The organism is Pseudooceanicola sp. NS-SX9 (genome assembly GCF_057380705.1).
Genome location: NZ_CM170818.1, coordinates 2,905,098 through 2,916,917, shown reverse-complemented (window position 1 = coordinate 2,916,917; position 11,820 = coordinate 2,905,098). Strand labels below are relative to the sequence as shown.

The 11,820-nt window shown below is 69.4% G+C and carries 11 protein-coding genes; 9 read left to right on the top strand and 2 right to left on the bottom strand.

The genetic code is table 11. The features are described from left to right. The first annotated feature begins 9 nt into the window (after nt 1-9). The 4 genes from argH to AC2ITM_RS13780 all read left to right on the top strand — a co-directional run bounded on the left by argH (nt 10) and on the right by AC2ITM_RS13780 (nt 5,581). Nucleotides 10-1,401, top strand: a complete 1,392-nt coding sequence (gene argH, locus AC2ITM_RS13795) for an argininosuccinate lyase (RefSeq protein ID WP_486467208.1) — start codon at nt 10-12, stop codon at nt 1,399-1,401. Further along, entirely contained in the window at nt 1,380-1,559 is a 180-nt protein-coding gene (locus tag AC2ITM_RS13790) for a hypothetical protein (RefSeq protein WP_486467207.1), read from the top strand. Before argH ends, AC2ITM_RS13790 begins: the two co-directional genes overlap by 22 nt. A gap of 140 nt (nt 1,560-1,699) precedes the next feature. Further along, nucleotides 1,700-2,965: a diaminopimelate decarboxylase gene (gene lysA, locus AC2ITM_RS13785; RefSeq protein WP_486467206.1), complete on the top strand. Its 1,266-nt coding sequence runs from the start codon at nt 1,700-1,702 to the stop codon at nt 2,963-2,965. A gap of 33 nt (nt 2,966-2,998) precedes the next feature. Beyond that, nucleotides 2,999-5,581, top strand: a complete 2,583-nt coding sequence (locus AC2ITM_RS13780; RefSeq protein WP_486467205.1) for a TIGR02302 family protein — start codon at nt 2,999-3,001, stop codon at nt 5,579-5,581. A gap of 576 nt (nt 5,582-6,157) precedes the next feature. Here AC2ITM_RS13780 and AC2ITM_RS13775 read toward each other — a convergent pair. Next, on the bottom strand, nt 6,158-6,946 hold the full coding sequence (locus AC2ITM_RS13775) for a zinc-ribbon domain-containing protein (RefSeq protein WP_486467204.1): 789 nt from the start codon (nt 6,944-6,946) through the stop codon (nt 6,158-6,160). Nucleotides 6,947-7,153: 207 nt separating this feature from the next. Between AC2ITM_RS13775 and AC2ITM_RS13770 the strand changes: the two genes are divergently transcribed. The 5 genes from AC2ITM_RS13770 (at nt 7,154) to AC2ITM_RS13750 (ending at nt 10,899) form a co-directional block, all read left to right on the top strand. After that, nucleotides 7,154-7,831 carry a cell division ATP-binding protein FtsE gene (locus AC2ITM_RS13770; RefSeq protein ID WP_486467203.1) on the top strand — a complete coding sequence of 226 codons (678 nt, stop codon included), beginning with the start codon at nt 7,154-7,156 and terminating at the stop codon, nt 7,829-7,831. Between the two features lie 56 nt (nt 7,832-7,887). After that, complete coding sequence (locus AC2ITM_RS13765) at nt 7,888-8,757, top strand: cell division protein FtsX (protein ID WP_486469435.1); 870 nt, start codon at nt 7,888-7,890, stop codon at nt 8,755-8,757. Between the two features lies 1 nt (nt 8,758). After that, nucleotides 8,759-9,505 (top strand): lysophospholipid acyltransferase family protein, encoded by a 747-nt coding sequence (locus AC2ITM_RS13760; RefSeq protein WP_486467202.1) that lies wholly within the window; start codon nt 8,759-8,761, stop codon nt 9,503-9,505. After that, on the top strand, nt 9,483-10,088 hold the full coding sequence (locus tag AC2ITM_RS13755; RefSeq protein ID WP_486467201.1) for a pyridoxamine 5'-phosphate oxidase family protein: 606 nt from the start codon (nt 9,483-9,485) through the stop codon (nt 10,086-10,088). The genes AC2ITM_RS13760 and AC2ITM_RS13755 overlap by 23 nt, the downstream gene beginning before the upstream one ends. 100 nt (nt 10,089-10,188) lie before the next feature. Further along, a complete protein-coding gene (locus tag AC2ITM_RS13750) occupies nt 10,189-10,899 on the top strand; it encodes a peptidase associated/transthyretin-like domain-containing protein (protein WP_486467200.1) in 711 nt (236 codons plus the stop codon). Here the strand turns inward: AC2ITM_RS13750 and AC2ITM_RS13745 are convergent. Next, on the bottom strand, nt 10,833-11,669 hold the full coding sequence (locus tag AC2ITM_RS13745; RefSeq protein ID WP_486467199.1) for a glycosyltransferase family 2 protein: 837 nt from the start codon (nt 11,667-11,669) through the stop codon (nt 10,833-10,835). The two genes, AC2ITM_RS13750 and AC2ITM_RS13745, sit on opposite strands and share 67 nt — an antisense overlap. Nucleotides 11,670-11,820: the final 151 nt, after the last annotated feature.

Sequence of the window (11,820 nt, the reverse complement as noted above, 5' to 3'; positions counted from 1 at the left end):
GGTGGCCCGATGACCGACAAGAACGCGAACAAGATGTGGGGCGGCCGCTTTGCCGAAGGCCCCGATGCGATCATGGAGGCGATCAACGCCTCGATCGGTTTCGACCAGCGACTGGCAGCCCAGGACATCGCGGGCTCGCGTGCCCATGCCGCGATGCTGGCGGCGCAGGGCATCATCAGTGATAGTGATGCAGCCGCGATCCGGGAAGGGCTTCTCACCATCTTGTCAGAGATCGAGCAGGGCAAGTTCGCCTTCTCGACCGCGCTGGAAGACATCCACATGAACGTCGAGGCCCGCCTGAAGGAGGTCATCGGCGCACCTGCGGGCCGGCTGCACACCGGGCGCTCGCGCAATGACCAGGTGGCGACCGACTTTCGCCTGTGGGTCCGCGACCAGGCGGATGCGGCCATCGGGGGCCTGGGGGCGCTGATCGGGGCGCTGCTGGACCAGGCCGAGGCCGGGGCCGATTGGGTCATGCCGGGCTTTACCCACCTGCAGACCGCGCAGCCCGTCACCTGGGGCCACCACATGATGGCCTATGTCGAGATGTTCAGCCGCGACCTGTCGCGCTTTGCCGATGCCCGGGTGCGGATGAACGAATCCCCCCTGGGCGCCGCGGCGCTGGCGGGGACCTCGTTCCCGATCGACCGCCACATGACCGCCGAGGCCCTGGGCTTTGACCGGCCCTGCGCCAACTCGCTCGATGCAGTGTCGGACCGCGATTTCGCGCTGGAATTCCTGGCCGCGGCTTCGATCTGCGCGATGCACCTGTCGCGCTTCGCCGAAGAGCTGGTGATCTGGTCCTCGGCGCAGTTCCGCTTTGTCGTGCTGTCGGACCGGTTCAGCACCGGGTCCTCGATCATGCCGCAGAAGAAGAACCCCGACGCGGCCGAGCTGATCCGCGCCAAGATCGGCCGGATCTTCGGCGCCAACGTGGCGCTGATGACGGTGATGAAGGGGCTGCCGCTGGCCTATTCCAAGGACATGCAGGAAGACAAGGAACAGGTCTTCGATGCCGCCGACAACCTGATGCTGGCGCTGGCGGCGATGACCGGCATGGTGGGCGACATGAAGGCCAACGTGCCCGTGCTGGAAGCCGCCGCCGGTGCGGGCTTCAGCACCGCGACCGATCTGGCCGACTGGCTGGTCCGGGTGCTGGGGATGCCCTTCCGCGATGCGCACCATGTCACCGGGTCGCTGGTTGCCGTGGCCGAGGGCAAGGGCTGTGACCTGCCCGAGCTGAGCCTGGCCGAAATGCAGGCGGTCGAGCCGCGCATCACCCAGGAAATCTATTCGGTGCTGGGCGTGCACAATTCGGTCGCCAGCCGGGTGTCCTACGGCGGCACCGCGCCCGCGCAGGTCAAGCAGCAGGTGGCCGCATGGCGCGCGCGGCTGTCCTGAGCCTGTGCCTGCTGGTGGCAGGCTGCGGCATCAACGGGGCGCCGACCCCGCCTGAGCACAACACTTGGGCCTCGCGCACGGGGGGCATGGACCAGGGGGCGGGATCGCTGGGCGCGCTGGAAAACAGCAAGTCGACGATCTACGACAACGAGCTATGATCGCGCCCCCCGCAGGCAACCTGTGACAGCGGCCCCTCCGGGGGCCGTTTTCCGTTCCGCGAAGGGTTTCCAGCGTCTGCGGGCCGGTGTATCCGGTGGCGCCGCCACTCGGGGCGGTGAACGCTGACCGGAGGCCTGCCATGGACCATTTCCTCTACCGTGACGGTGAACTTTATGCCGAGGACGTGCCCGTGGCCGAGATCGCAGCCCAGGTCGGCACGCCCTTCTACGTCTATTCCCACGCCACGCTGACGCGCCACTTCCGCCTGTTCGACGAGGCGCTGGCGGGCATGGACCACCTGATCTGCTACGCGATGAAGGCCGCGTCCAACCAGGCGATCCTGAAGATCATGGCGGGCCTCGGCGCCGGCATGGACGTGGTGTCGGGCGGCGAATACCGCCGGGCCATCGCCGCGGGCGTGCCGGGCGAACGCATCGTCTTTTCCGGCGTCGGCAAGACGCGCGCGGAAATGACCCTGGCGCTGACCCATGGCGTGCGCCAGTTCAACCTGGAATCCGAACCCGAGATGGAGGCCCTGAACGAGGTCGCCCTGTCGCTGGGTGTCGTGGCCCCCGTCACCGTGCGGGTGAACCCCGACGTGGATGCCAAGACCCACGCCAAGATCGCCACCGGCAAGTCCGAGAACAAGTTCGGCATCCCGATCGCCCGCGCCCGCGAGGTCTATGCCCGCATCGCGCAGCTTCCGGGCCTGAAGGCCGTGGGCATCGACGTGCACATCGGATCGCAGCTGACGGATCTGGAACCCTACCGCCTGGCCTTCACCAAGGTGGCCGAGCTGACCGATTCGCTGCGCGCCGACGGGCATGACATCATCCGCCTCGACCTGGGCGGCGGCCTTGGTATTCCCTATGAGCGGGGAAATGCCGCGCCGCCGCTGCCGGTGGAATACGGCGCTCTGGTCAAGGAGATCCTGGGCCCCAAGAACGTCGAGATCGAGATCGAGCCGGGCCGTCTGATCGCCGGCAATGCCGGTCTGATGGTCAGCAAGGTGATCTACGTCAAGCACGGCGAGGGGCGCGATTTCCTGATCCTCGACGGCGCGATGAACGACCTGGTGCGGCCTGCCATGTATGACGCCCATCACGATATTGTGCCTGTGAGAGAGGCCCTTCCGGGGATCGAGCAGCAGCCCTATGACGTCGTCGGCCCGGTCTGCGAGACCGGCGATACCTTCGCCAAGAACCGCTCCCTCGCGCCGCTGGTGGCGGGCGATCTGGTGGCCTTCCGCTCGGCCGGGGCCTATGGCGCCGTGATGGCCTCGGAATACAACACCCGCCCCCTGATCCCCGAGGTCCTGGTCAAGGGCGACCGGTTCGAAGTGATCCGTGCAAGACCCTCCTTTGAGGAAATCATTAACCGCGATACGATACCCGCTTGGGTGTAGCGCGATCCCCGCGCCGCCCCTGCGGGACGGAGCATGGCCGAGAACAACGCCTTTGACGACATCCTGCAGCGGCTGAAATGGCCGCTGCGCCTGACCTGGGCCGGGATGCTGGCCGAACGCTTCATGCGGGCGTTCTGGCCGCTCTGGACCCTGTGCGTCACGGTGCTGGCGCTGTTGATGCTGGGGATCCAGGACAGCAGCAACATCATCCTGGTCTGGAGCGTCGGGGCAGGGGCCTTCCTGGCCATCGTCTGGTTCCTGATCCGCGGCGCGCTGCGCTTTCGCTTTCCCCGCCGGGCCGAGGCGCTCAGGCGCCTTGATGCCTCGTTGCCGGGCAACCCGCTGCAGGCGCTTGGCGATGCCATGGCGACCGGGGCGGGCGATCCGGGCACCCAGGCGCTGTGGGCCGCGCATCTGGCGCGCATGGCCCGCCGGACCGAGGGTGCCCGGGCCGTCCAGCCCGACCTGAAGCTGACCACCCGCGATCCCTTCGGCCTGCGCTACGTGGCGCTTCTGTGCCTGATGACGGCGCTGCTGTTCGGCTCTTTCTGGCGGATCGGCTCAATTTCCCAGATGACCCCCGGAGGCGCCGCCGAGGCCGCCGCCGGTCCCAGCTGGGAGGGGTGGATCTCGCCGCCGCCGCAGACCCGGCTGCCGGTTCTGTACCTGCCCGACATCACCACCGGCACGCTGACCGCGCCCAAGGGATCGAAGGTGACGCTGCGGCTGTACGGGCCGCAGGGCAAGCTGAAGGTCGCCGAGGATGTCTCGGGGCGGGTGGGCGATCTGCCGCCCTCGGATGCAAATGCGCAGGAATTCAGCATGAACCGCGATGGCCGGATTGCCATCGACGGGCCCGGCGGGCGGGTCTGGAAGGTGGCGCTGATCCCCGACGACAAGCCCAGCGTCCAGGCCACCGGGCCCGCCGTTGCCTCGGTCGAGGGGCAGTTGTCGCTGCCGTTCCATGCCTCGGACGATTACGGTGTCGAAAGCGGCCAGGCGCGGATCACCCTGGACCTGCCCAAGGTCGAACGCCGCTATGGCCTGACCATCGACCCCGAGCCGCGCCCGCCGATCACCGTGCCCCTGCCGATGCCGATCTCGGGCAGCCGTGCCGATTTCACGCAAACTCTGATCGAGAATTTCTCTCAGAATCCATGGGCGAACATGCCGGTGAAGGTGTCGCTGCAGGTCACCGACAGCGCCGGTCAGCAGGGGGTCAGCCCCGATTACGAGACCGTGCTGGTCGCGCGCCGCTTCTTCGATCCGCTGGCCGCCAGCCTGATCGAGATGCGCCGCGACCTGCTGTGGAACCGCGCCAATGCCGGGCGCGTGGCCGAGGTGCTGCGCGCGATCACCTGGCAGGACGGCGGGGCGATCCGCTCGGCCGCGATGAAGGCGCAAATCGGCGCGATTGCCGACCGGCTGGCCGCGACGAAGGTGTCGCTGCCCGATGCCGAGGTGGCCGAGACCGCGAAATCCCTCTGGGACATGGCGATCGAGCTTGAGGACGGCGATCTGGACAATGCGAAGGACCGCATGGAGCGCGCCCAGGAGCGCCTGCAGGAGGCGATGCGCAACGGGGCCTCGGACCAGGAGATCGCCAAGCTGATGCAGGAGCTGCGCGACGCCACCCAGGACTATATGCGCCAGCTGTCGCAGCAGGCCGCCCGCCGCTCCGAGCGCGATCCGAACCAGCCGCCGATGGACATGCAGAATGCCATGCGGATGAACCAGGACGATCTTCAGAAGATGATGGATCGCATCCAGCAGCTGATGGAAGAGGGCAAGATGGGCGAGGCGCAGGAGGCCCTGCGCGAGCTGCAGAAGATGATGGAGAACATGCGCGTGACCCAGGGCCAGGGCGGGCAGGGCCAACCCAGCCCCGGCCAGCAGGCCATGGACGGTCTGGGGGAAACCCTGCGCAACCAGCAGGGCCTGTCGGACGATGCCTTCCGCAATCTGCAGGATCGCTTCAATCCCGGTCAGGGCGGTGGCCAGCCGGGGCAGCGCCCGGGCGAGCAGCAGGGCCAACCCGGTGCCGGTGGTCCTCAGGGGGACCAGCAGGGGGCCGAGGGCAGCGGCGGCGGGCAAGGCCAGGGGCAGCAGGGTCTGGATGCCGAAGGCCTGGCACAGCGTCAGCAGGCCCTGCGCCAGGAGCTGCAGCGCCAGCGGGGCAACCTGCCGGGCGCCGGCACCGAGGCCGGGCGCGCCGCCCGCGACAGCCTGGAGCGGGCTGATCGGGCCATGGGCCAGGCCGAGGACGCCCTGCGCAAGGGCGATCTGGCCGAGGCGATCGACGATCAGGCCACCGCGATGAACGCCCTGCGGGACGGGATGCGCAGCCTGGGCGAGGCGATGGCGGATGCCGAACGCCAGTTGAATGGCCAGCAAGGCCAGGCGCAGGGCCCGGGCGGCGACAAGCAGAACGATCCTCTGGGGCGCAGCTCGGGCAGCAACGGCACCATGGGCAATGACCGCGAGATGCTGAACGGAGAACTCGACAACAACCAGCGCGCGCAGCAGCTGATGGACGAGATCCGTCGCCGCTCGGCCGAGAATGCCCGCCCGGAAGAGGAACGCGATTACCTGAACCGTCTGCTCGACCGGTTCTGACAGGGCCTCGTTTGCGGCGGGCAGATGCTGCGCTGTGTCGGCGAAAAGGGTCCGATTCGCGAGCCGAGCCTGCCTCTCTGTGGGGAAAAGAATTGACGGGCCGTAGCAGGGATGGCCTTTTCTCTGGCTCTGGCTCTGGCTCTGGCTCTGGCTCTGGCTCTGGCTCTGGCTCTGGCTCTGGCTCTGGCTCTGGCTCTGGCTCTGGCTCTGGCTCTGGCTCTGGCTCTGGCTCTGGCTCTGGCTCTGGCTCTGGCTCTGGCTCTGGCTCTGGCTCTGGCTCTGGCTCTGGCTCTGGCTCTGGCTCTGGCTCTGGCTCTGGCTCTGGCTCTGGCTCTGGCTCTGGCTCTGGCAGCCCGTCGGGGATCACGCCCGGTCGAGCGTGGTCGCCGCAAAGGGCTTGGCGTGCCAGCCGGGATGCGGCTTGGCGGTCAGGGTGTTCGACCAATCCGCATGGGATGGGCGCGGCCCCTCGACGGCGGCAAACCGCGAGGCCGCAGAGGGACGGAAGCGCTTTGCAGGAACGTCAGTCGGAGGGCCCGGGATGCCGCCGCGCGAAGGACACCGCTGCCGCATCGGTCAGCGGGGCGTGCCGGTCAGGGCATGCCACTGCCCCCCCACCCAGCTGCGCGCCTGGTCGATGGCCGTGACATAGCCGGTCAGGCCCGGTGCGGCGCCGGGCAGCGCGCGGGCCAGCGCCGGGGCGCGGGTATAGGCCAGCAGCACCACCACCACCACCAGCAACGGCAATGCCATCCCCAGAACCAGCCCCACCCGTCGCGGCGCCGAGGCCAGGGCGGGCGATGCCGCCGGGGCCGCGGCCAAGCGTTCCTCGGCATCGGGGGTCAGGCGGGGGCGGTCCTCGGCCTGGGCGGCGCGGTCGTCCTCGTCCTGCAGCCGGTTCAGCCAGGAGGTGTCGGGCAGGGGTTCGGGGGCCGGGCGCGCGGGGGCGGCTTCGGCGGGACGGCCCTCGCGGGCACGGGCCTGGGCCTCGAAGGCGGCTTCCTCGCGCAGGATGTCCAGCACGTCCTTCTCGATCTCGCGGCGCTGCAGCTGCGCCCGCCGCGAGGAAATCAGCGGCGGCTGCGCCGAGAGCAGCTCTTCGGCATCAGCCCGGGCCGAGAGGGTCAGCGGTGCCTCGGCCGGGTCCGAGGGGCTGCGCAGCGCGCCGGAGGGGACCGGGTTGCGATGCGGATCCTCGGGGTCGTCGCTGCGGTCCTGCGGGGCAAGGCGCAACGTGCCGGCCATGCCGGGGCGCTGGAACCAGCTGATTCCGCAGGCCGAGCATTCCACGTCGCGCCCCTGTTCGGGGACCACGCCGTCGGGAACTTCGTAGGTTGCACCACAGGAAGGACAGGTCAGTCGCATGCAGAGCCTCGGCTGGATTCTGATCGGGCGGGGGCGGGCCCCCGTGCTGCGTTGCCCAGACTATGGGTTTCCGCCGACAGCGAAAAGACCCATCCCGGCTCACGAGGGCGCGTGCTGCGGTGCGGCTGATTGCACGTGGACGCGGAAAAGGGCAGAAAGGCGCCGGAAAAGGCCCCTGAAAGGGCCCAAGGGAACGGGACACCGGCGGTGATCGAGCTTGACGGCCTTTGCTACAGCTACGGCGATGCGGCGCTTCTGCGCGGGATCTCGCTGCAATTGCTGCCGGGCTCGTTCCATTTCCTGACCGGGCCTTCGGGGGCGGGCAAGACGACGCTGCTGAAACTGTGCTATGGCGCCCTGCAGCCCACCGGCGGCACGGTCACCGTCTTCGGCCAGCCGCTGGAGGCGATGGACCGCGATGACCTGGCGCGGCTGCGCCGGCGCATCGGCGTGGTCCACCAGGAGGCACAGTTCCTGGACCATATGACGCTGGTGGAAAACATCGCCCTGCCGCTGATGGTGTCGGGGCGCGATCTGGCCTCCGAGACGCGCAACCTGAAGGAACTGATGGCCTGGGTGGGTCTGGGCGCCCGTTCGCGCGCGCACCCGCCCGAGCTGTCGGGCGGCGAGCGCCAGCGGGCCGCCCTGGCCCGCGCCCTGATCATGAGCCCCGACGTGATCCTGGCGGACGAGCCCACCGGCAATGTCGACTGGGAGATGTCGCAGCGCCTGCTGTCGCTGCTGGTCGAACTGAACCGCCTGGGCAAGACCGTGCTGATCGCCACCCACGACCTGGCGATGATCCGGGCGACGAAATCGCGGGTGCAGGCGCGGGTGCTGCGCATCGCCGGTGGCCAGCTGCAATATGCGGGGGCGGACCTGTGACCGGCACCGGCGGCAGGCCCGGCCTGGGCCACGGGCTGCGTGGCATCCTGACGCTGATGCGCGGCGACGTGCAGGCGGACCGGGTGGTGCCGCCCACCGGCTTTACCGCCGGGCTGACGCTGTGGGCGGCCGCCGCCATGGCCTTCCTGGCGGTCTTCGCGCTGGCGCTGTCGCTGGCGGCGGGGCGGATGGCCACCGAATGGGGCGGCGCGCTGGCGCGCAGTTCGACCGTGCGGATTTCCGCGCCGGCGGCGCAGATGCAGGCCCAGACCGAGGCCGCGATGCGGGTGCTGACGACGACGCCGGGGGTGGCCTCGGCGCGGGTGCTGGACGATGCCGAGGAACAGAAGCTGCTGACGCCCTGGCTGGGGCCGGACCTGCCGATCGACCAGCTGCCGCTGCCGCGGCTGATCGCGGTGGTCGAGGCGGGCAAGGGCTTTGATGCCGAAGGGCTGCGGCTGCGCCTGGCCGGAGAGGTCCCCGGCGCGGTGCTGGATGACCACACCCGCTGGCGGCGCCCGCTGATCAAGGCCGCGACCCGGCTGCGCCAGCTGGGCGCGCTGTCGCTGTTGTTGATCGCCGGTGTCACCGGGGTGATCCTGACGCTGGCCGCGCATTCGGCGCTGGCCGCCAATGCCCGCGTGATCGAGGTGCTGCGCCTGGTGGGCGCGCGCGACGACTTCATTGCCCGCGCCTTCGTGCGCCGCTTCACCCTGCGGGCGCTGACGGGTGCGGGCATCGGCATGATGGCCGGACTGGTGGCGATCTGGCTGTTGCCGAACGAGGCCGAGGGCGCCTTCCTGACCGGCCTTGGCCTGCAGGGCTGGCAGTGGCTGCTGCCCTTCTTCATCCCCATCCTGGCTGCCGCGGTGGCCTTCTGGGCGACGCGCGCCGCCGCCCGCCGCATCCTTAGGAGACTCGCCTGACATGCCCAGCCTGCAATGGTTCCTGTCGCTCATCTTCATCATCCAGATGTACCTGGCGATGCCGGTCGCGGGCATCCTGTTCCTGCCCTGGTCCATCGTCTCGCGTCGTGGGGCCTATACGGCCACCCGCAGCTATGCGCGTTACGTGCGCTGGTCGCTGGCGCTGATCTGCGGCCTGAAGACCGAGGTCCGCGGCACCGTGCCCGACAGCGATGTCGTCGTGGCCTCGAAACATCAAAGCTTTCTCGACATCATCATCCTGATCTCGGCGCTGCCGCATGCCAAGTTCATCATGAAGGACGAACTGCGCTACATGCCGATCTTCGGCTGGTACGCGCTGCGCATTGGCTGCGTGCCGGTCAAGCGCGGCAAGCGTGGCGAGGCGATCAAGTCCATGATGCAGGCGGTCCAGAAGGGTCGCGAGACGCCCGGCCAGCTGGTGATCTTTCCGCAAGGCACCCGCGTCGCCCCCGGCGCCGACGAACCCTACAAGGTGGGGGTGGCCGCGATCTATGAACAGACCGGCCAGACCTGCATTCCGGCGGCCTGCAACGTCGGCCTGTTCTGGCCGCGCCATGGCATCCTGCGCAAGCGCGGCACTGCCACGGTCGAATTCCTGGACCCGATCCCGCCGGGTCTCAGCCGCAATGAATTCCGCGCGACCTCGCGCCGGATGATCGAGACGCGCTCGAACGCTCTGATGGTGGAAGAAGGATTCCCGGCCGATGAACTACCTCACATCGATTGAGGCGCTCGAGGCGCTTTATGGCACGCCCGGTCCGGCCGCGACCCGCAAGGTGGCGGACCGGCTGACCCCGGAATATCGCGACTGGATCGCGGCCAGCCGGTTCTGCGTGGTCTCGACCGTGGGTCCCGAGGGCGCCGACGGCAGCCCGCGCGGTGACGAGGGGCCGGTGGTGACGGTGCTGGATGCGCAGACGCTGCTGCTGCCCGACTGGCGTGGCAACAACCGGCTGGACACGCTGCGCAACATCGTGCGCGATCCGCGCATCGCGCTGATGTTCATGGTGCCGGGCTCGAACAATGCGGTGCGGGTGAACGGGGCGGCAAGGGTCACTGACGATGCGGCGCTGAGGGCGGGGTTCGAAAAGCACGGCCGCCAGCCTGCCACTGTCATCGTCATCAAGATCCACGAGATCTACAGCCAATGCGCCCGGGCGATGATGCGTTCGGGGCTGTGGACCAGCGGCGACGAAAGCGCGGATCTGCCCAGCGTTGGCCAGATCCTGGCCGCCATGACGAATGGCGAAGAGGGCGGCCGCCCCTATGATGAAACCTGGGCCGAACGCGCCGCGCGCACCATGTGGTAAGGCAGAGCGCCGCCGACACACGCCGAGGTGATGGCCCGTGTGTGCCGGATCTGCCGGGCAGATGCGTATATCCCCTGCACTGCAGCAGGAGGACGCGTGGATGGCGGCATGGACGGCCCGAACGGCCTCGCAGCAGGTTGGGCAGCCCGGACAGGGTGCCGATCTGCTGCGGTTTCTTTCTCTTTCGCCGGTGGTCCGTCAGGGCATCGGCAGCTTTGCCGCGGCGACGCGGGCGCGGGCGCGTGCGGCGGGGCTGATCAGCGCCAATGTCGCCCATCCCACCCCCGCCACCGAGGCCGATCTGGTCGAGATGGCGCTGCATGCCGCAGGCACCCTGGCGTTGGAGCATGCGCCGCTGCACGATGATCTGCCGGGACGGCCGCTGCGGCTGTCGGTACAGCTGGTGTCGCCTTCGGGCCTGCCGCTGAAGGGGCGCCGGGTCTGGCTGCGCCACTGCGATGCGCGCGGCGGCAACTGGGGTGCGGAACAGATGCTGCAGGCCTGCGCGCTCAGCGATCTGGAGGGGGTCGTGGTCTTTCCGACGATCTGCCCCGGCAGCGTCGAGGGGCGTCACCCGCATCTGCTGTGCCTGCTGGACGGCGCAGAGGGGCTGGGCTGCCGGATCCTGCTGCCTGATGCCCTCTCGGAGGTGCTGCGCCGCACCATGCCGGTCTATGACCAGCCGCGCGCCGCCGCCGGGCGGCTGGAAGGGGTCTATCCGTCGCTGCGCGAACACGCCAACGGTCACGCCGCGGCGCTGGTGCTGGTGGTGCCGGACGAGGCGGCGGCGCGCTCGGCCATGAAGCGATAGAACGACCGGCCCCGGCCCTCGGCTGCATATGCGGCGTTGAGGGTGCCCTTGCGGGTGAAGACGCGGGCAACTTCGGCGCGCGATGACAGGGGGATGTCCGCGGCCCCCGACAGGACCTGCGTCGCATGTGCCAGATAGGCCTGGGCCACCCGGGTCGGAAAGCCGGGATCGGCGGTGGTGGTCGAGGGCCTCAGGTGCAGCCGGTAGGTGGTATCTGCCAGCGGCACGGCGCCGCCAAGGCGGGCGATCAGCTCGGCCGCGTGGCGCACGTCCTGGCTGGGCAAGGCCGAGAACGGCCGGATCTGGTCGCGGTGCATCAGCGGGTGAAAGCTGGCGCCGGTTTCGCCCAGGTGATGCAGCGTCAGGCGGCGGGCGTTGCGGGGCAGCTCCTGCAGCAGGCGGTTTCCTTCCAGCACGGCGGTGCGCCCGAAGGCCGCGCCGTGGCATCGCGCCAGCGGCAGAAGGGCTGTCAGATAGCCCGGCGCCCAGCTGTCATCGGCATCGAGGAAGGCAATGAAGCGGCCGCGCGCCTGTGCCAGCGCCCGGTTGCGGGCGGGACCGGCGCCGGTGCGGACCGGGCCATGGGGGGCAAAGACCAGATTGCGGCGCGCCGGCACCAGCTGGCGGTAATCGGCACCGTCGTCCGAGGCGATGACGATCTGCAGCGCATCGGCCGGCAGGCCGGCGCGGGCGATGGCGCGCAGGGCGCGCGGCAGGGTCGGCGCGGCCCGATAGGCCGGGATGATGACGGAGACTTCGGGATCGGCCATGGTGCCCCCTTCGACTGCGATGCGAAGGGTACGGACGAAAACCCCCCGCGGATCACTCCGCAGGGGGCAAGGTCGTCCGGTTTGGCGCCCGGTCAAGGGCAGTCCGGCGGATCGGCTCTGCCAGGGGCAGAAGGCCCGGCCCACCGAAGGG